This is a genomic window from Gluconobacter japonicus, from assembly GCF_002723975.1.
In the GTDB taxonomy this organism is placed as follows: Bacteria; Pseudomonadota; Alphaproteobacteria; order Acetobacterales; family Acetobacteraceae; genus Gluconobacter; species Gluconobacter japonicus.
This window is the reverse complement of sequence record NZ_BEWO01000003.1, coordinates 127,190-147,582: the sequence shown is the minus strand read 5'-3', so window position 1 is coordinate 147,582 and position 20,393 is coordinate 127,190. Positions and strand designations below refer to the sequence as shown.

Genomic DNA, 20,393 nt, shown 5'->3' with positions numbered 1-20,393 from the left:
GAGTTCAGAAGCCTGTGGACGCTGTGAACAGCGCTGCGAAACCGCCGCCGATATAATAACTCGGGGCGCTCCCACTGATCGTGCTGCCGTAAATACCGGTCGTGTCCTTTGCATTCAGGGTTGGGCTGGCAACGCCGGACAGGGAGCGCTCATTGGTGATGTTGATGAAGTTCAGGCGCAGGGTTGGTTTGTGCAGACGGGACACATCGCCGAAGCGATAGCCGACGGAAATATCGCCCGTCGTGCGGTCTGACATCCGCTCATCATTCATGAATGTTGCATACTGGTGGCCGGTGTAATGCAGGGTGGCCACGCCGAAGATATGCCCGTCATCGTAGCTGATGCCAGCCGCGGCCTGAAGTGTCGGGCTGCGAACGGCGATTCTGCCCTTGGTCGGCAGAAGGTCGCCGCCGGAGGCGATGTTGTTATCAATGGTGGCGTGTAGATACTCGCCAGAAAGATAGGGACTGAAATGGTGCCAGGGACGGAGACCGATTTCCACATCCACACCACGAGAGGTCTGGCCTCCGGCGTTCATGGTCGTCTGGATGATGGAGCCGTTCTGGGAGGCCAGCGTTGAGATCTGGCGGTTGGTAAAGTTGTAGTTGAACAGCGTCAGGCTGCCGATGATCCATTGTCCTGTGCGGCGATATCCCAGTTCTTCTGAAATGGAATATTCGTTGTGGACATCCGCGCTGCCAGTCGTGGCGAGTGCGCCGGAGGTTGGGTCGTAGGTGTTGTAAAGCGCCGTCTGATCCGGGGCGCGGAAATTGGTCGTGGCGTTGAAGAAAATCTGGTTCTGCTCATCAATGCGCCAGCGGACGCCAAGACGCGGCAGAGGCTCCATGCTGTTTGAGGCCACGCGATACTGAGGGCCGGGAACATTGTTCGTGCCATACCGGCTCATCATGACGGCCTTGAAACCGGCTTCGATGGTCAGGCGATCATGCAGGAGCGAGATGTGATCGCCCACATACAGAGCGTTGGTCTGGGAAATGGTGTGGAAGCTGCCGCCCAGCAGTTTCTGCCCATTCGCAAGATGGATCAGGCTGTTGCTGTTTTCCGCCCAGATATCACCTGAAGCGCCAGTCGCAGAAACGGTTGTGAAGGGCTGTTGCTCGTTGTCGTCTCCGTAATCGTACCAGTAACCGAGCACGAAGTCGTTCCAGCCGGTTTTGTAATGCAGGGTGGAATTGAAGCCAGACCGATAGCTGCGTTGGGTGTAGTTGGCGCGAACGACAGCGGTTCCATCCTGTGCATTGGGCAGCGTGAGCGTGTCACTCAGAGGCTGCGTGCCGTTATAGAGGCCCGTTTCCGTCAACGTGGAGCCGGCGGGAACATTGCCATAAGCGAATTGTGCGTAGGGTGTGACGTCCAGCGACAGTTTGTGCGTCAGGTGCAGATGGACGGGGGCGCCTGCATAGAAAGTGCGTTCCGGCGCGCGCCACAGACGCCAGTAATTGACGGCATTGTCTGCGTTGGACGCGTCATAATGGCCAGCAAGATTATTTGCGCCATGGATACCATCGGCTTTCCAGCTTTCCATCGTAACCTGAGGATAATAACTGGTGACGGTGGTGTTGAAGGAGCCAATGAGGCTGGCGTGGTTGCCTTGCCCCCAGTCCTTCAGGAATTTGAAATCGACATGCTGACGTTTGTCCCGTCCCGGCCCACGCCAGTTGTCGCTGGCGCTATGGGAATAGGATACAAAGCCACGAATGCCGGAATTGCCGATGTTGCCCGTTTCAAGGCGAATGAATTCGCGGTTGGTGTCGAAGGAGCCATAGGAGACGCTGGCGAAACCCCCGGCCTTCTGTGACGGATCGAGAAAAGACAGGCTCATCAGCCCACCGGCAGCGTTCAGCACCGGACTGTCCAGATCGGCCGACCCTTGTGCGAGCGCGACCTGACTGTAATTCTCGCTGTCAGCGAACTGGCTCGGATAGCCGGAATAATAGGCGACATCGTTCAGCGGCGTGCCTTCCAGCACATAACCGATGGCATCATTGTTCAGGCCGCGCACGGTCAGATTGGTGCTGGGCGAAAAGCCGAACGGATCGGAGGTGGCAACATTGGCGCCGGGCAGCATGGAGGCGAGCTGATAGGCCGTCGCCATCGGTGGCTGCTTGTCCATGTAATCGCGGCTGACCGTACTGATGGAGCGCACACTGTTTTCCGGGCGGATAAGGCCTCCGCCGGGCTGATGTCCGGGCGCGCTGTCAGAGATGCGGTGAACGGTAATGTGCTCGGTTTTCGGGGCACTGGAGGCAGGTGGGGTGAGGGCTGTGGTGTCAGCCGCGCGCACCGTACCGGCACAGACGGTCAGGCCGAGCAGAACGACAGGAACTGGACGCGGCCTGTATGAAAATCGGTTGCTCATGAATGTCGTGTCCCGCCTGCAAAACTGGCGATCCCATCGTGCAGGGTGGGGGCGACGAGAGACACCGAAAATCCAGTTTATGGATCTGTCAGGAGCCACCATCCCTCCGCCAGCATGAACTGGATCAGGTTCGATGGGTCACTGCGCCGGTCTGTCCCGAAACGGAACACACCCTCAGCAGTCTCTCAGCCCTTATGGCAGGGCACCCCAAGGTGATGCAGCACTCCATTCATGGGAGGCAGGGCAATGTCAATATTTTCCGTACTGGAGAGGGTATCAAAGCTTCGGGAAAAAGCGTGAAGAGGGGTTTTTGGTGGAATGCGCGCATCAGATTTTAGAGAAAAACAAAAAAACCTCATATCAAAAAACTGTGGATAGCGAGGCTGTCCGTCATTGTGAGTATTCGAAGGTTGATTGTTTTGCCTGTCAGAAAACAGACGTTTGTTCCAGGATCGGGATAGTTCGCATCATTGTTGAGTTACAACCGTGTTGGAGACGTTATTCGCTGGAATAACCCTCGACATCCAACAGAAGATTCCTGACAGTGGGTGAATGCCAGTCTGTCCGTCTCTCTGCCTCTTTTTCAGTCTGGAGTGTCGCCTGTGACCGGTGGTACTTTCCGGTCTCTGGGACGCCCCAACTATCGTATCTGGGCCTGTGGAGCTGTGTTCTCCAACATTGGGACGTGGATGCAACTCACGACTCAGGACTGGCTGGTTCTGACCGAACTCACCAATCATGATGCTATGGCCATCGGTATTGTCATGGCCCTTCAGCTTGCTCCGCCACTGTTACTGATCCTGTGGACGGGTCTCGTCGCAGACCGGGTGGAAAAGCATAAATTCCTTTTGTTCACGCAAGCTGCGTTGGGAACGCTCGCCGTCGGGTTAGGGCTTCTGGTTGTAACGGGAGCGGTCCGACTCTGGCAGGTGGACTTGTTCGCATTTCTCAGCGGGTGTGTTGCGGCGTTTGATAGTCCGATCCGGCAGACATTTGTTGGAGAGCTTGTCGGCGAAGAAGACCTCCATAACGCGGTTGGCATCAACTCCATGTCCTACAATGCAGGGCGAATGGTAGGGCCGGCTGTTGCGGGGTTCTGTATTGCGGAAGTGGGGTCCGGCTGGTCGTTCATGGTCAATGGCCTGTCATTTTTCGGCGTAATGGTTTCGCTCCTGTTTATTCGCAGGGACAAGCTGTTCCGTTTTGAACGCGCAAAGAAGAATGAGCGGAATGCTCTGACAAGCGGGTTACGTTATGTCTGGGCGCGGGAAGATCTTCGCACCATTCTGGTGATGCTGTTCATCATCGGGGCATTCGGGCTGAATTTCCCGATTTTCATTGCAACAATGGCTGTCAGTGTTTTTCACGTTGGAGCGCATGGTTATGGTGTTCTGAATTCCGCAATGGCGATCGGAACAATCCTCGGCGGTTTTCTGGCAGCACGCCGGATGAATGCGGATTTTGATGTCCTGCTGAAGGGTTCTGTGATTTTCGGTGTGGGCTGTCTGTTTGCTGCTCTGGCTCCGACTTACTGGATCTTTGCGCTGGCTCTTATTGTTACAGGAATGTCGTCTCTGACGTTTACAGCGACCAGCAACAGCTTCATGCAGCTCTCCAGTGAGCCTGCAATGCGCGGTCGTGTGCTGGCGATCCGGTTTGCCATCTTTGCCGGGGCATCGCCATTCGGCGCGCCTGTTGTTGGGTGGGTGGCGAACCATTTTGGGCCGAGATGGTCGATGGGCGTGGGAGCGCTGTCCGGGTTTATGGCTGCAGCTGTTGCGCTGCTCTATATCATGCATGTTCGTCGGCAGCAGGGTGAGACGCAGCCGTGAAGCGCTTGTCAGGTAAAGTCGCGCTGGCCGTTCTGTGCGGGATATGTCTTGTGCTGGTCGGGTGGTGTTCCGTCGTCGCGTGGGGCGGCGTCCGGGCTTCTGTGCACCCTGCCGAGATGGCTGTCATTTTCGGAACGGCTGTGACCGATCAGGGGGTGCCAAAACCGGCTTTGAGGGATCGGCTTGAGACCGGGTTGGAGCTATGGAAATCCCGTCATGTGCAGACACTGATGGTCAGCGGGGCAGTCGAGACTGAAAACCATCAGGACGAAGCTGAAATCATGGCGCACTGGCTGGAAGCGCATGGCGTGCCCGCGTCAGATATTATTGTTGATTCCCGGGGCAATAATACCTGGCTGACAGCGTTGCATGTGGCCGAGGAATCTCCCAATGGCGCAATTGTTGTTTCGCAGTGGTTTCATATCATGCGGGCTGAATGGGCGTTGCGCCATGCTGGCGTGACAGCCGTTTCTGGCGCGTATCCTGCGAAGTTTCGCCTCCCGGAACTCTGGTATCTGTTTCGGGAGGCTGTAGCGCTGCCAGTGTATGTCCTCACAAAAACGCCGCCTTCCAGAGATGGGGCTTAGTAAGGAACGCCGATCTGCTCGATGGCTGTTGCGAGAGACGGTGACAGAGGCATCATGGGGGCCAGTGTTGACTGGTAGGCGTGATACAGATCGCCTTTGCCCTTGTAGATATGCTCGGTGGGTTCGCCTTCAGGGCTGACTTCGTTGAACCAGCTTCCGAAGTCGCGGTCGATCAGGGTCGTATCAATGTAATCCCAGATTGTTCTGTACCAGTGTTCGTAATGCGGATTGCCGGTGCGCTTGTACAGATTGATTGCGGCTGTCAGAGCTTCGGCATGTGCCCAGTGGACGCGGGATCGGACGTGGGGTTTGTGTTCCCAGTCGATCGTATAGACCATGCCGGGCAGGCCATCGACGTTCCAGCCGGTTTTCATGCCGGTTTCGAACAGGGCCTGCGCATCATGGAGCATCCAGCCAGGGGCTTTTTCGCCCCGACGCAAAAGAGCAGCTTCCAGCTTCACGGTCAGATGAGACCATTCCACGAAATGTCCGGGCGTCATGCCATAGGGGCGCAGATCGTCCGTTGGCTTGTCCTCATGGTAATTACGCAGAAGATCCCAGTTCCGGTTGAAATGCTCGGGCATGGCAAAGCCCTGCTGGGACGCCAGTTCATGAACGAAGCGCGTGACGATCCGGAGCGCACGGTGCAGCCACTTCACGTCTCCCGTGACATCCGCCAGCGCCATGAAGGCTTCGGTGGAATGCATGTTGCTGTTGGCGCCGCGGTAGTTTTCTTCGTCTGACCAGTCGTCTGCGAAACTCTCGCGCATGACGCCTTCGTCTTCGGACCAGAAATGTGTTTCGATCTGATGAATGGCATCCTTGAGGAGCGTGTTTGCGTCTTCCACACCAATCAGAACGGCAGACGAGGCGGCCAGCGCAACGAAAGCATGGAGATAAGCCTGCTTGCGGTCATGGGGCCGGTCCGCAAAATGGTTCCAGCCGCCGTGTTTCTGATCCCGGAAGGACGTCATGAGCGCGTTCACACCATGCGCGACCAGAGGCGCACTGCCCGGAATGCCCTGAAGTTCCGCGGTGGCATAGGCATGGACACAGCGGGCTGTAAGGGTAGCTTCCGGTTTGGCGCCTTCTGGTAGATGCCCTTCCAGATCCAGTCCGGCAAAGCCGCCGTCGATGCAGCCTTCTTTGCTGAAATCGAGCAGTCTGCGTCCCTGCATTTCCAGCCACGCCCGGTGAGACGGACGGCGGATCCAGGCGTCCCGGCTTAAAAGGATCGGAGAAAGGCGGTCGGACATAAAAACTCCACACTGCGCTTGTAATCATCAGACAGTGTCAGTGAGGACGCATCAGCTGCCGCCGGGTTCCGGAGCGACTGTCGCTCACGAACACGCGGGCACGTACGGAACTGTCTTGCGTCTGGAGTTTGCTTTGCCGATACATAGATCATGACAGAACGATCCCCGATCATTGTCGCCCCCAGCCTGCTGGCTGCCGACTTCGCCCGTCTCGGAGATGAGATTGCATCCATCTCCCGTGCGCCCTGGTTGCATCTGGATGTGATGGACGGTCATTTCGTGCCGAACATCTCCTTCGGCCCGCCGGTTATCGCTGCGTTGCGAAAGCACACGGACGCGAAGTTCGACGTGCATCTGATGATTGATCCGGTGGACCCGTATCTGGAAGCCACGGCAAAGGCCGGTGCGGATCACATCACGGTTCATGTGGAAAATGCTCCCCATGTGCATCGGACGCTCCAGACCATTCGGGCTCTGGGATGCCGCCCGGGAATCGCGATCTGCCCGGCAACGCCGCCGGAAGCGCTGTCTCAGGTTCTTGATCTGGTGGACATCATTCTGGTCATGACCGTGAACCCGGGGTTTGGCGGTCAGAGCTTCCTTGAAAGCCAGCTTCCAAAAATCCGCACACTGTCCCGCATGATTGAAGACAGTGGGCGGGATATCGTTCTGGCTGTTGATGGCGGAATTGACCCGACGACCGCGCCGCGGGTGGTGGAAGCCGGAGCGACGATGCTGGTCGCAGGGTCTGCGATCTTCGGAAAAGCGGATCGCGATGCCGCCATTCACGCGCTTGAAGGTCCATTCAAGGAAGACAGCGCCTGATGCCCATTAGTCGCTGGATCAAGGACGCAAAGCTTTCATTCGCACGTTTGCCTGTTGGTGGGGCCGCTCTTGAGGGGCCGGTATATGTTTATCGTGACCCGTGGAAAGGGGATGCCGAGCAGGGCGCTCGCCTTGTCGCGGGTCGTTTCCGGTTTGATCGTCAGGACTACGATCTGCCCCGTGGCAAGTGGGAACGCGGCCCTTGGCCGGAGCCTGCAAAACAGTGGCTGCACAGTTTTTCGTGGCTGCGTGATCTTCGTGCCCTTGGCAGTGACGATGCCCGTTTAACAGCGCGTGCGCTGGTTGCCGACTGGCTGTCTCATGCGCCGACCGATCCACTGGTAAAAGACGCGTGTGTGACCGGGGCACGTCTGTCGTCCTGGCTTGCCAATCATGAGTTCTGTCTTGCTTCTGCGGATCGGAAACTTCAGCAGAAGCTTATGGAACGAATGCTGGTGGAAGGGCGGACCATCGCAGCCCTTCTGCCGCTGGAACCTCAGGGCTGGCGGGCTCTGACGGCTCTGCGTGGCCTTTTGGCGGCAGCGCTGGCCATGCCGGATCATTCCGGCTTCATGACGCGGTTTCTGCGGTATCTGCCGTCCGAAATCGAGCGTCTAATCCTGCCGGATGGAGCCGTGATCGAGCGTTCACCGGAAGCGCAGTACCAGACAGCCCGCGAACTGGCGGAAATGTCCGTCATGTTTCGTACGGCCCATTCCAGCGTGCCTCCAGTTCTCGATATGGCGCTGGATCGGGTCTGTCCGGTTTTGCGGGCCATGCGTCATGGGGATGGTGGCCTGGCCGTTTTTAATGGTTCTGGCGAGCGCTACAGCGCGGCGGTGGAAGATGTTCTGGCGCAGGGATCGCGGCAGAAGCTGATTGCTCCCGCTATGCCGCAGGGGAAATTCACCCGGCTGGCGTTGGGGAAATCTCTTCTGATTGTTGATAACGGTGCACCAGCCCCTGCCGGATATGATCGCACAGCGCATGCAGGGACATTGTCTTTCGAGTTCTCGAACCAGCGTCATCGTCTGTTCGTTAACTGTGGCAGCGCACAGACAGGCGCATGGGAGCAGGCTTTGAGGGCCAGTGCCTCTCATACGGTGCTGGTCGCGGATGGTCTGTCCTCTTCAGATTTCGGTCCGAACGGGCATGTGACCCGTCGCCCGGCGCATGTTACCTGCGAACATCAGACCAGCGGCGAGGCGCACTGGCTGGATCTGTCCCATGATGGATATCATCCCCCGCTGGGCGTAAAATGGACGCGGCGTCTATATCTGGGAGCAGATGGCGAGGACCTGCGCGGACAGGAGGTGCTCGAAGGCGAACGGGAAACGCCTTTTGCCCTGCGCTTTCACATTCATCCGGATGTGCGTGTCACGCGGGATGATGAGGACATTATTCTTCAGGTTGGTGGCATGATCTGGCGCTTCCGTCAGAAGGGCGGAATGCTGCTGCTGGAAGATGACGTCTATCTGGCGCGTGGCCGACGTGAAGCGACGAAGCAGATTGTGATTGCCTCGCTTCGGAAGGTGGTTCCGGTTGTAGAAAAATCCGAGACGCACGGGTCAGAGAAGCAGGAAGACGTGAAGTCGGATGCGCCCAAACCCGAAACCCCGCCCACCAAACCGCTACAGACCGTATCGCAGACAGTGACATGGTTGCTGGAACGCATTCCGGAATAAAGGTCGCTTTGTGAAAATCCTCGAAATCACGAATGTTGATTTCTCCCTGCGGCAGTTCCTGTTTCCGTTGATGAAAGCCCTGCGCGACGCCGGACATGACGTTCAGGGGGCGTGTGCAGAGGGGCCTCATCTGGCTCCGGTGCGCGCTGATAGGTTCGTTGTTCACGCGGTTCCGATGGCCCGGTCCCTGTCCCCAGTGGCGCAGCTTCGGGCGTTTATAGCGCTTGTCCGGCTGATCCGGCGGGAAAAGCCCGATGTCGTGCATGGACATATGCCAATCAGCGGGATTTTGGCCCGGTTTGCCGCACGGATCTGTGGCGTTCCGATTATTGCCTATACCTGCCATGGCTTTCTGTTCAATCAGCCAGGGTCATTGTCACGGCGTCTGCTGTCTATTGTTCTGGAATGGGCGGCGGGGCGCATTACCACGCTTTACATGACTGTCTCTGTGGAAGAGGCGCGGGATGCGCGGCGCCTGCATCTGAACAGTCATCCTCTTGCAATTGGTAACGGGCGTGACCCGCAGCGCTATCACGCTGATCCGTTGGTTCGCGCGCGCATCCGCAAGGAACTGGGTGTCCCGGAAGATCGGCCTGTCGTGATCGTAGTGTCCCGACTGGTGCGTCATAAAGGCCACCCGGAACTGCTCCGGGCCATGGAAGATGTGCCGGGAGCTGAGTTGTGGGTCGTGGGTGAGCGCCTTCCGTCCGATCATGGGGACGATTTAGGCCCGGCTTTTGAAAGAGCCCGAGAGCACCTGGGACACCGTTTGCGGATGCTGGGGTATCGGGAAGACGTTCCGGACCTTCTGGCTGCGGCGGATGTGTTCGCGTTGCCGAGCCATTTCGAAGGCCTGCCCATGTCCGTCATCGAGGCGATGCTGACGGAACTCCCAGTTGTTGCGACGGATGTACGTGGCCCGCGGGAGCAGGTCGTGGACGGGCAAACCGGGTATCTGGTGCCGCCGGGTCTGTCTGCGCCACTCGCTCGGGCTCTGAGGTCTCTGACGCAGGATCTGCCAATGGCTCGCCTGATGGGGGAACGCGGGCGCCAGCGTGCCGTCGCATCCTATAGTGAAAAGCGGATCATGGAACGGGTTGTGCGGTTGATCGAAATTGAAGGGCAGTAGGAAACGACATCCACTGTTTTGTAAAAGTCTTTGGTATTTCTCGGTTCTTTCGAAATGTTGATTTCCGCTCTTTAGAAAAAGCATCAGAATAGAGGCGTTCTCTCTGGAGTTAGGAACGATGTCTGAAGGAACGAAGGTTCAGACTGAAGATAAAAGACTGCCTGCTCTTTCTATGGCTCGTCGGCAGGTTCTGTCCGGTGCTGCCGGATTAGCCTGTCTGGGGGCGATCAAAGCCAGGGCCGCCACCATACCGGGGACGGTCGAACCACCGAGTGTTATCAGTCAGCCCCCACGCGCCTGGGGGCCAAAAGCGGGGCCAAGTTACCTGCCGGACCCGGACGTTATCGCGATTGATCCGTCTTTCCGTGATCTGACGTATTTTGCTGCGCCAATCCGCCGCGTGTGGGATCAGGGCGGTTGGCTGGAAGGCCCCGCATGGAGCAGCGAAGGGCGCTTTCTGGTTCTGAGCGACGTTATTCGCTCCCGTGCGCTGCGCTATATCTGGGAAACGGGAGAGATCACGGATTTTCGGCCTGATGGCTATGCGGCCAATGGCAACTGCTTTGATTTCGACGGTCGGCTTGTTGTCTGCGAGGATTTTTTCCGGCGCGTGGTGCGGTGGGAACATGACGGGAGCGTTAAGGTTCTTGCTGACAAGTTCGAGGGGAAGGGGCTGAACTCCCCCAACGATATTGTGCCACATCCTGATGGAAGTCTGTGGTTTACCGATCCCGGATACGGAACGAACATCACAGAGGGACATGCGGATGAACCCGGTGGACCGACCAATCCGGACGGTAAAATCCGCTGGAACATTGGCCGTGAACTGACAGGCGAAATTGGCGGAACGAAACGCCAGAGTGATCATGTCTTTCGCATTGCGCCCGATGGGACGCTTCAGGCGGTCTTGCAGGAAAAAGACCTGCTGGACCCGAATGGTCTGTGTTTTTCCCCGGATTACAAAAAGCTCTACATTGTCTCGACGCCCAAAGGACCAGGGCAGAAGGTTGGGGGAGATCAGGCGATCCACGTCTATGACGTGAAGGGTGACGGCCTGTCCAACGGACGCATTTTTGCGGATATGAAACTCAATGGCGCACAGTTGAACCCGGATGGTATCCGTGTGGATGTGTTCGGGAATCTGTGGTGCGGCGCGTCCGGTCCGCTTGGCCTGTGCGGGGTGTTTGTTTTCAATCCGGCTGGTAAGCTGATCGGGCGCATCCGGTTGCCGCAGGGCTGTTCGAACCTGACTTTTGGAGGCCCGAAGCGCGATCATCTCTTCATGTGTGCGGCGGGATCATTATTTGTGCTTCAGGTTGGCGTACAGGGGTTTGCGCCGTCCTGAAAAGAGATACGGCTGGCGTCAGAGCCAGCCGTTCTGCCTTGCGATGCGTCCGGCTTCGATCCTGTTTCGGGCATCCAGCTTTTGCACAATTTCCGAGAAGTAATTGCGGACGGTCCCCGCTGAGAGGGACAGTTCTTCGGCAATGTCCTTGTTGGTCCGCCCGGCCTCAGCCAGACGCAGCATGGACCGTTCCCGGTCTGAGAGCGGATCGGGCAGCGCATCCCAGACGGCTTCTGCCAGATCGGACGCAATGGCCCGGCCTCCTGCGGCAACTTTGCGGATAGCGTCCGCCAGTTGTGTGATTGGAGCGTCTTTCAGCATGTAGCCGCGCACGCCGGCCTGAAGGGCGCGGCGCAGATAACCCGCCCGACCAAAGGTCGTCACGATCATGACGCGACTGGGAAGCCCCTGTTCACGGATCTGCTCGGCCAGTTCAATGCCGGTCATGTGCGGCATTTCGATATCTGTGATGATGACGTCCGGGCGCAGGGTTTGGGCCAGTTGCAGGGCCTGTTGCCCGTCTGCGGCCCGCCCGACGATCTGCATGTCTTCTTCCAGGCCAAGAAGAGCTTCGAACGCATCCAGAAGCATGGCCTGATCTTCAGCCAGAATAAGACGGATCATGGGGTGATACTCGCTGTCAGTCGAAGGCCGCGGGGCGTGTGGTTGAGCATGAGGGAGCCGCCCGCAGCGGCAAGGCGCGTTCTCATGCCGCGAAGGCCATTGCCTTCCTGCGGGGGGGACGGAGCTCTGCCAGACTGCTGCGCACCATCATCTTCAATTCGGATGGCACAGGGCTGGCCAGCGGTATCGCAATCAAAACTGATGATGCAGTGTCGGGCGCCCGAATGGCGGATCACATTCGTCACGGCTTCACGCAGTGCCATGGCGAGAACGCTGCTTTGCGGGTGGTCTGCCAGATGGTTGTCATGATGGACGGTCAGGGTGATGGACGCAGCTTCGAGGGCTTTGCGGGCATGCTCGAGTTCATGCTGGAGGGAGGCGCCATTCATTCCGGTGACGGCATCCCGAACATCCTTGAGAGATGTTCGGGCAATCTGCGTAATATCCTGAAGTTCCCGTCTGGCACGGTCGGGCTGTGTTTCAAACAGGCGGTTGGCCAACTCGGCCTTGACGGAAATGACAGTCAGGGAATGTCCCAGAAGGTCGTGCATATCCCGCGCAATGCGTTCGCGCTCGGCTGTAGCGGCCAGTGTGCGGATTTCGTGCTGGGCCTTGCGGAGCTGAAGGTTCTGCATGCCAAGCTTCCACTGCATCCATGTGCCGATATAGGTGATGATGCTGAAAAAAGCGCCAAAGGCTGCGTGAAGCATGGATTTGTTCTGTAACCAGACAAACCCGAAAAGTGCGGCCTGAAGACCAAGGATCGTCAGGATAGCCTGACGAGGGCGCTGGAAGCAGGCGCACATGGCCGTGGCATAGATGTTGAAGACCAGCCAGTCCGCCTCTGTCCAGGACGTGGCAAAGCCCAGGAGTGCCGTCAGAACAATTTCGGGGAGGCCGTAGTAGCGGTCGTCCCTGTAGGGGGCGAAGTAGAGCAGCAGAAAGACGGCGAGGGCGCCGATAGAGAACAGGACGGCCGGAATGGTGGCTGATCCGTGGATCAGCCAGGGAATGGGATAAATCAGCAAATAGACGAGATAAGAGACCCGATACCGATTGAATCTCGGCCAGTTGTCTTCCTTGTTGCCGGGAAGAGGAATGAAGGTCTCTGGTGCCATCATGAGGGCAGAGCGTTCCTTGGCGGGACGGAAAAGGTTCCGGAATTGCGCAGGCGCAGGACAGACCCGACCCAGATTGCCAGCGCGGTTCCGAACCCTGCGACTTCAAGATGTAGCGGTTCTGGCAGCAGGAAAGAAAGAGCGGAGATGCCGACGATCACACCGCCTACGATGATATGGACCGGCTCCTGCATGGCCCGGCCCATCGGAATGTAGGACAGGCCAATGATGCAGCCGAGGAGCGGGTAGAGCAGTTCGGCGTGATGGGCAGAGCGGACAGCCGTAATCATGACCGTAATCGCGACGATGCGCATGATCTTGACCCGCCTCAGAAGGGCGGCATCCCGCACACCTTCCGGTCTGCACTGGATCAGGTCACGATAGGCAAATCCCGCCAGAAGCATCAGGCTGATAACGGCAAGCGACGCTACCATGACGGGTTTTGGAAGATGGGCGGCAGTGGCGCCGCGCGTGGCCCAGATCGCCGCGAAAGCCAGACCGGCGGCATCGGTGAAAAGGGCTTTCCAGTTCTTCTGACGTGTCATGACCAGAGACTCCATTGTTCCAGAAAGAGTATGACATGCGCCATGATCCGGAACAGTGAAGGTGGTCATGAACTCCTCATGACATCTGTCAGCTTCAGACAGGACGGATGAGAATATGCTTCTTTTTGCCGGAAGATACCTTCAGCGTGCCTTCACGCAGGTCATCGAGCGTGAAGACCTGATTTTCGTCTGAAATGACAGCGTCATTCACACGTCCGCCACCGCCACGGATCAGACGACGGGCCTCGCCACCGCTGGCGGCCAAGCCGGCTTCCTGAAACACCCGGAAGGCCGGAAGGCCCTCTGCCAGCATATTGGCGGGAAGATCGACTTCCGGCAGGGCAGCCGTTGCGGAGCCCTGTTCGAAGACCTTGCGCGCCGTCTCGGCAGCCTCTTCCGCAGCGATGCGGCCATGGCAGATGGCGGTCGCTTCCGTAGCGAGGATTTTCTTGGCTTCGTTGATGTCTGCGCCTTCAAGCGCACCCAGACGCTCACATTCCTCAACGGACAGATCCGTGAAGAGCTTGAGGAAACGGCCGACATCGGCGTCTTCCGTGTTGCGCCAGAACTGCCAGTATTCGAAGACGGAGCGCTTCTCGGCCCGGACCCATGTGGCTCCCTGCGCGGATTTGCCCATCTTCACGCCGGACGACGTAGTGACCAGAGGTGTGGTGAGACCGAATACCTGCTTGCCATCCGTGCGGCGCGTCAGGTCGATACCGGCGACAATGTTGCCCCACTGGTCCGATCCGCCCATCTGAAGCACGGCACCATGGCGGCGGTTCAGTTCACGGAAATCGTAGGATTGCAGGATGGAGTAGTTGAACTCCAGGAATGTCAGGCCCTGCTCACGGTCCAGACGCTGCTTCACGCTCTCGAAAGACAGCATGCGGCTGATGGAGAAATGAACCCCAACATCCTGCAGCAGGTTGATGTAGGAGAGCTTGTCCAGCCATTCCGCATTGTTCGCGAGAATTGCACCGCTGGATGGGTCTTCATCGTTGAAGGTGATGAACTGGCGCAGGGACTGTTCGATCCCGGCGATGTTGTGCGCGATGGTCTCGTTCGTCATGAGAGAACGGGCCTCGTCACGGAAGGACGGATCACCGATCTTGGCCGTACCGCCACCCATGAGAGCGATCGGGCGATGACCATGCTTCTGGAGCAGGCGCAGCGCCATGATGGACATGGCATTTCCGACATGCAGGGAGTCAGCCGTTGGATCGAAGCCCACATAAGCGGTGATCGGTCCAGCCTGCATGGCGGCATCGAGGGCATCGAGGTCGGTGCACTGGAAGATCAGGCCGCGTGCCTGGGCTTCGAGAAGGAACGGACTCTTTGGCATGGATCGGTCTTGTTGCTGCACTGTCTGAAGAGAAGGGACAGCCTGTCTATCATAACATCTGCAAAAGCACGACTGCGCGCAGACGAGGAGAGCCAGTCATTGTTTGTCGCTTGAGGAAACAGGCATCAGACTATTAGGGATATGTTATATCGTAACATAATATCTGAATGTGTGTCCGCCCATGCGTCTCCGTTTCTTCTCCAAAGCCGCTCTCCCATTCTGTCCGGCTCTGGTTGGCGGCATGATGTGGAGCCCAGCTCTTTTTGCCGATGATCGGACAGAGAGCGTAAAGTCCTCGAAGTCGGAAGATATCGTTGTCACGGGATCGTATCTGGCAGGTGCGGGCAACAGGACAGCCAATCCGGTTCAGATCATTTCATCCAAGGATATTCAGAGAACATCCGCCATCTCCCTTGGAGATTATCTGACACGACTACCCTCCGTCGGATCATCGGGAACGCCGAATACGCGCACGAATGGTGGCGGAGGTGTCTCCTGCACGGACTTGCGAAATCTGGGGCAGGGGCGTGTCCTTATCCTGATTGATGGCAAACGCACGGCCATGAATGCAGGTTCGGAATGTGTGGATCTCAATGCCATTCCTGTGCAGCAGATCGACAGGATTGAGATCCTGAAAGACGGTGGCTCCGAGCTTTACGGAGCGGATGCCGTTTCGGGCGTCATCAATATCCGCCTGAAACATGATCTGACGGGCGGCAACCTGACGATCAAGGGTGGTATCACACAATATGGCGATAGCCGTTCCGGGCTGATTTCCGGCTACAAGGGCTTCAATTTCGATCACGGGCGCGGCAATATCACGCTGTTTGGTCAGTACGATACGACCGGGCCGATAGCCTCCAGGGATCGCCAGTGGGCGGCCCTTCCGCAGAATGACAATCCCGCATCTGGTGCGCCGAGTTTTGGCTCTTCCATCATTCCCGGTGGCGTGGCGTTTAATCCCATATCGGGAAAGAAAATGGTGTCTGATGGAAACGGAGGATTTCGCGCCTTCCAGTCTTCGGATCTGTACAATTTCGCCGAAGGATCGATGCTTCAGAACTCTCATCAGAACGCGGCGCTTTCCGGTGATGCCCATTATGATCTGAACGCACACATCACACTCTATTCCAACGTCCGGTACAGCCACACAGCGGCTTCTCGACAGCTCTCGCCAGCACCAGTTCAGGGCAGTATTCCACCATCCAGCCTGCCATCCTCGTGGATTATTCCGGCTGATAGTCCCGATAATCCGTGGGGCAAGGACTATGCCGTGACGAAGAGGATGGAGGATATCGGATACCGGCAGAATGATTTCGCTGTTGATACCTGGACCGTCATGGGAGGGGCGAAGGGACGCATTGTCGGGGACTGGCAGTACGATGCATCCATGACTTACGGCGTCAGTCAATTAACGGCACAGACGCAGAACATGGTGAATTATCGCCACCTGCTGGAAACGACCAGCACGGAACAGCTTGATCCGTCCAATTCGTCGAGTGCGGTGCGATATAATCCGGATATCTGCGTGGCAGCGTCAGGATGCGTTCTGCAGAACCCGTTCGCGCCTTATTCGGAACAGGCCGCGAATTACGTCCGGTTCACGCAACGTGACCACGCGGATTACCAGATGCGGGACGTCAATCTGCGTTTCCATAACAACCATGTTCTGAGCTTGCCATACCGGCATGGCGGCCAGATCGGCCTGGCGTTAGGGATGGAGCACCGGAGCGAGCAGCTGAGCTACAAGCCTGATCCCGTTGTGGAGCGCGGGGATTCCACGGGCGCAACAACGGCTTACACGGGTGGCGGCTTTCATGTGACGGAAGGGTATGTCGAAGGGAAAATTCCACTTCTCGAACATGCTTTTCTGGCGCGGGATCTGACTGTGGATCTTCAGGGTCGTGTCTCGGCCTATAATACCTTCGGGACGACGAAGAACTGGAAAGTCGGGCTGCACTGGGCACCTGTGCAGGACATTGCATTCCGCGCCACACTGGGGACATCCTATCGGCAGCCAAGCATTTACAGTCTCTATGGTGGTCGCACGCTGAGCTATCCGTCTGCGTCCGACCCATGCAGTCAGGCCGGGGCCTATGGAACGCGGGCCGGAACGGTTCGGGCAAGGTGTCTGTCTGAAGGGATCAATCCCGAGACGTTCAGTTCGGCGTTCGTGGGACAGTTGCCCACGCTTTCTGGCGGGAACGCGGCATTGAAACCTGAAACGGGCCGCACCTATACAATCGGAACAGTCGTCACACCGCACTGGGTGCCGCATCTCTCGCTGTCCGTCGAATACTGGCACTACACGTTGCAGAACATGATTTCCGCACCGGGAACGCAGTATATTCTGGACGGATGCTATACCGGCACGGAGCCGCAGCTGTGCTCTCTTGTGTCCCCACGGTCCACCAGCGGGCAGCTTACGGCGATTTCCGCTGTTCAGCAGAACCTTGGCGGCTTGCGTACGAACGGTTTGGATATCGATCTCACATATCGGATGCGTCTGGGGCGGCAGGACAGCCTGTTCCTGTCCGAAAACTATCAGCAGTTGATCGGCTATTTCCAGCAGTACACACCCGGTGGGGCATGGCGGAATTACACGGGGCGACTGCTGTATCTGTCAGGCAGCGGAATGCCGCGTGAGCGGAGTTACACCACGGTCAGTTGGCAGCATGGTGCGTTCAGCCTGACCTACATGGTGCAGTATATTGGCGGCATGCACTGGAATGATGGCACGAATGACCTGGCGCCGCAGACAGCCGGGCGTACGCGGTCGCCCGGCGTTTTTCTTCAGGATGTGACGCTGGGCTATCGATCGGGGCGATGGACGGTCAATACGGGTGTCAACAATCTGTTCAACCGTCAGCCGCCTTTTGTTGTGGATGGAGCATCCAACACAGCAGTTGCACAGTATTCGGGGTTTATCCCGGGTCGATATGTGTTTGCTCAGGTCGGAGTGGATTTCTGAAGTTTTAAAGGGAGAAGCATCCTGTCGGATGCTTCTCCTGTTTCAGCCCGGGTATTCAGTCTGGACTGACCTGCCCGCATCAAGAAATGCGGGCAGGGATCTTCAATGCTTGATGGCATCTGGTAGGGCGTAAACTACAAGCTGGTCCGTGATCGGCGTCATCATGAAATGATGTCCGCCGGCCATGATGGCAACGTACTGATGCCCGTTGGCCTCATAGGTCATCGGGTTGGCCTGACCACCACCTGGCAGGACGGCACTCCACACAACCTTGCCAGTGTGTTCATCAATGGCGCGGATCAAGTTGTCTGTTGCCGCGGCGATGAAGATCAGACCTCCGGCTGTCACGACGGAACCGCCATTGTTCGGTGTCCCGATTTCCCATGACAGACCCGTCGGCAGACCCCACGGACCATTGGCGCGAGCCGTACCGAGCGGGTGCTGCCACAGCACCTTCTGGCCATGCTTCATGTCGATGGCTGTAATCATGCCATAGGGCGGCCGATGGCACAGCATTTTGGTGACAGGGTCCCAGAAGGGAGCAATGGCGATCGCATAGGGCGTGCCTTCCATCGGGCCGTTGCCTTCTGCAGCCCCTGCGCCGGGCTTGTAGTTCGGATCGTCGATTGGCATCAGGCCAAGGGCGTCCGCCTTCTTGCGGGTAATGAGCTGCGCATACATGGGCGAGGCGTTCCAGTTGGCCACCAGAATGCCGGTGTTGGGATCATAGGACATGGACCCCCAGTCGCTGCCGCCATTATTGCCGGGATACATGATCCATGGTTTGTCGAGGCTGGGCGCTGTGAACTCACCATCATAATGCGCGCTGCGGAACTTGATGCGGCAGTAAAGCTGATCAATGGGGGACATGCCCCACATGTCCTTTTCTTTCAGCTCCGGCATCCGAAGAGCCGGCATTCCGACGGACCATGGCTGGGTGGGCGCACGGCTGTCGCCTGGCACATTTCCTGCGGGAGCCGGGCGTTCTTCAACAGGAAGGATCGGCTTGCCGGTCTGGCGGTCCAGAACGAAGGTCTGGCCACGTTTGGTCGGCACAATCAGGGCGGGTGTGGGTGTGCCATCCGAACCAGGCATATCCATCATCGTGACCTGAGAGCCCATGTCATAGTCCCAGACGTCCTTGCGGGTCGTCTGATAGACCCAGCGTGGGGAGCCGGTCTTGACGTCCAGCGCTACAACGGATGTTGAAACTGCATTTTCCGCCGGGCTGCGCAGACCACTGAAATAATCGCCGGCAGAATTGCCTGTCGGGACGTAAACCAGCCCCTGTTCGTTATCGCCTGTCATGGTGGCCCAGGAGTTCGGCGTTCCACGGCTGTAATGGCGGTTGCCCGTTGGCTGGTTGTGATCGTCCGGGTTGCCGACATCCCAGGCCCAGACGAATTTTCCACTTTCCGCGTCATAGCCACGCACGACGCCAGATGGCGCCCAGCGACGCTGACCATCCAGCACTTCGTGGTTTACGACCACAACACCGTTCACAACGGGCGGAGGTGCCGTCATGGCTACAAAGCCCGGAACGGATTCACCAAGGCCCTGCATCAGATTGACTTGACCGTTATGCCCGAAAGCCGGGCAGAACGCGCCGGTTGCCGCATCGACGGCGACGAGGCGCATATCCAGCGTGCCTTCAAGGATACGGTTATGGCAGGGCTCGCCCTCCGGCACGACGGAAGACGTGAAATACGTCACGCCTTTGCAGGCGGCCGTGTAGGGAATGGATTCATATTTGACGCCGAGATTGCGACGCCAGATCTCCTTACCCGTCGCAGGATCGAGTTTCATGATGTCGTTCTGGGCCGAGCACATGTAAAGGCCGTCCCCCACCTTGATCGGTGTGGTCTCAGCGGCCCATTTATTGGTCTGACCGGGGCGAGGATAGCTGCCGGTATGATAGACGAATGCTGGTTCAAGGCGTTTTACTGTTTCCGGGTTCAGTTCCGTCAGTGGAGAATAACGCGTGGCCTTGTCGTCCCGTCCATAAGCAGGCCAGTCCTCACGGGACGGGTTTGCGCTCTGCTGCGGAGCCATGGCCGGGACCTGCGAGGCATCGATTGACTCAATATCTGGCAGATTGGCTGCATTCACGCCCGGAGCCTGAGGGGCATAAGGCGAAGGTCCTGCAAAGTAGCTTGAGTTTGGTGGCGTATTTTCCTTTGGCTCATCTGCGTTGCCGGGGCCAGGAATAGTCGCGGAAGGCGGACCACCTGACCCTGCGGGGGCGAACTGAGCGTGAGCAGCGAGTGGCGCACAGGCGAGAGCGAGGCCAGCGGCTGTTGCGAGAAGGTGAGACCGGCGCATCAGACGGCTCCTCTGAGGGTACGACGGCTTTCCATGCGACGCAGGACCGGAATGGTCAGCGCGACGAGAATACCGAGGATGGTCGGGCCGAAAGCGCGGGGCAGAAGGTCAACGGGGCTGAACCCGACTTCCCACAGAGACCAGACCCATGTGTAAGCCAGCGCTCCCAGATACAGGAAAGCGCCAAGCGTGCGGCCCATGAGCATGAAGACGCCGCTGGCAACCAGGATGATGCCACAGAGGGCGTAGTAGGTTGAGCCACCCAGCATCGCGAGATCAGCGCCCGCAATGAGGAAGAACAGACCCACGAGAAGAATGACGACCCCCAGAAGCAGCGTCAGCCACTCCGTCAGAGTCCTGTTACCATTAGTGACAGGCATGGAAAGTCTCTCCTGTAGAAGGTGAAGTTTTGTCAAAGTGAAATGAATT

15 protein-coding genes and 1 riboswitch are annotated in these 20,393 nt (G+C 57.9%); of the genes, 7 read left to right on the top strand and 8 right to left on the bottom strand.

What is annotated here, in order from left to right; all coding sequences use genetic code 11:
* Positions 1-4 precede the first annotated feature (4 nt).
* Positions 5-2,380 carry a TonB-dependent receptor gene (locus GJA01_RS03165; RefSeq protein ID WP_062503911.1) on the bottom strand — a complete coding sequence of 792 codons (2,376 nt, stop codon included), beginning with the start codon at positions 2,378-2,380 and terminating at the stop codon, positions 5-7.
* Between the two features lie 84 nt (positions 2,381-2,464).
* A riboswitch (TPP riboswitch) is annotated at positions 2,465-2,600 on the bottom strand.
* Between the two features lie 382 nt (positions 2,601-2,982).
* Here GJA01_RS03165 and GJA01_RS03160 point away from each other — a divergent pair.
* Together GJA01_RS03160 and GJA01_RS03155 are read left to right on the top strand one after the other, a co-directional pair.
* Positions 2,983-4,212, top strand: coding sequence for an MFS transporter (locus GJA01_RS03160; RefSeq protein ID WP_216634303.1), 1,230 nt, complete (start codon positions 2,983-2,985; stop codon positions 4,210-4,212).
* Positions 4,209-4,799: a YdcF family protein gene (locus GJA01_RS03155; RefSeq protein WP_172794469.1), complete on the top strand. Its 591-nt coding sequence runs from the start codon at positions 4,209-4,211 to the stop codon at positions 4,797-4,799. Before GJA01_RS03160 ends, GJA01_RS03155 begins: the two co-directional genes overlap by 4 nt.
* On the opposite strand, the gene GJA01_RS03150 is transcribed toward GJA01_RS03155, so the two are convergent.
* Positions 4,796-6,055, bottom strand: a complete 1,260-nt coding sequence (locus GJA01_RS03150; RefSeq protein ID WP_062503913.1) for an AGE family epimerase/isomerase — start codon at positions 6,053-6,055, stop codon at positions 4,796-4,798. The two genes, GJA01_RS03155 and GJA01_RS03150, sit on opposite strands and share 4 nt — an antisense overlap.
* Positions 6,056-6,205: 150 nt before the next feature.
* On the opposite strand from GJA01_RS03150, the gene rpe reads away from it, so the two are divergent.
* The 4 genes from rpe (at position 6,206) to GJA01_RS03130 (ending at position 11,039) form a co-directional block, all read left to right on the top strand.
* A complete protein-coding gene (gene rpe / locus GJA01_RS03145; protein ID WP_010504064.1) occupies positions 6,206-6,880 on the top strand; it encodes a ribulose-phosphate 3-epimerase in 675 nt (224 codons plus the stop codon).
* The gene (locus GJA01_RS03140; RefSeq protein WP_062503915.1) at positions 6,880-8,565 is read left to right on the top strand and encodes a heparinase II/III family protein; all 1,686 of its coding nucleotides are present in this window, start codon (positions 6,880-6,882) and stop codon (positions 8,563-8,565) included. Before rpe ends, GJA01_RS03140 begins: the two co-directional genes overlap by 1 nt.
* 10 nt (positions 8,566-8,575) lie before the next feature.
* Positions 8,576-9,694, top strand: a complete 1,119-nt coding sequence (locus tag GJA01_RS03135) for a glycosyltransferase family 4 protein (RefSeq protein ID WP_062503917.1) — start codon at positions 8,576-8,578, stop codon at positions 9,692-9,694.
* 118 nt (positions 9,695-9,812) lie between these two features.
* Entirely contained in the window at positions 9,813-11,039 is a 1,227-nt protein-coding gene (locus tag GJA01_RS03130) for an SMP-30/gluconolactonase/LRE family protein (RefSeq protein ID WP_099282262.1), read from the top strand.
* Positions 11,040-11,057: 18 nt separating this feature from the next.
* Here GJA01_RS03130 and GJA01_RS03125 read toward each other — a convergent pair whose 3' ends face one another.
* The 4 genes from GJA01_RS03125 to tyrS are packed head-to-tail and all read right to left on the bottom strand — an operon-like array spanning position 11,058 to position 14,671.
* The gene (locus tag GJA01_RS03125; RefSeq protein WP_010504055.1) at positions 11,058-11,663 is read right to left on the bottom strand and encodes a response regulator transcription factor; all 606 of its coding nucleotides are present in this window, start codon (positions 11,661-11,663) and stop codon (positions 11,058-11,060) included.
* On the bottom strand, positions 11,660-12,784 hold the full coding sequence (locus tag GJA01_RS03120) for a sensor histidine kinase (protein ID WP_062502434.1): 1,125 nt from the start codon (positions 12,782-12,784) through the stop codon (positions 11,660-11,662). Before GJA01_RS03120 ends, GJA01_RS03125 begins: the two co-directional genes overlap by 4 nt.
* Positions 12,781-13,395, bottom strand: a complete 615-nt coding sequence (locus GJA01_RS03115; protein ID WP_062502435.1) for a hypothetical protein — start codon at positions 13,393-13,395, stop codon at positions 12,781-12,783. Before GJA01_RS03115 ends, GJA01_RS03120 begins: the two co-directional genes overlap by 4 nt.
* 25 nt (positions 13,396-13,420) lie before the next feature.
* The gene (gene tyrS, locus GJA01_RS03110; protein WP_062502436.1) at positions 13,421-14,671 is read right to left on the bottom strand and encodes a tyrosine--tRNA ligase; all 1,251 of its coding nucleotides are present in this window, start codon (positions 14,669-14,671) and stop codon (positions 13,421-13,423) included.
* A gap of 181 nt (positions 14,672-14,852) precedes the next feature.
* Here tyrS and GJA01_RS03100 point away from each other — a divergent pair, with 181 nt between their 5' ends.
* Complete coding sequence (locus tag GJA01_RS03100) at positions 14,853-17,642, top strand: TonB-dependent receptor domain-containing protein (protein WP_099282260.1); 2,790 nt, start codon at positions 14,853-14,855, stop codon at positions 17,640-17,642.
* Between the two features lie 102 nt (positions 17,643-17,744).
* On the opposite strand, the gene GJA01_RS03095 is transcribed toward GJA01_RS03100, so the two are convergent.
* Both GJA01_RS03095 and GJA01_RS03090 read right to left on the bottom strand, forming a co-directional pair.
* Complete coding sequence (locus GJA01_RS03095) at positions 17,745-19,964, bottom strand: pyrroloquinoline quinone-dependent dehydrogenase (RefSeq protein WP_062504737.1); 2,220 nt, start codon at positions 19,962-19,964, stop codon at positions 17,745-17,747.
* Entirely contained in the window at positions 19,964-20,344 is a 381-nt protein-coding gene (locus tag GJA01_RS03090; protein WP_062504739.1) for a hypothetical protein, read from the bottom strand. The genes GJA01_RS03095 and GJA01_RS03090 overlap by 1 nt, the downstream gene beginning before the upstream one ends.
* Between the last annotated feature and the right edge of the window lie 49 nt (positions 20,345-20,393).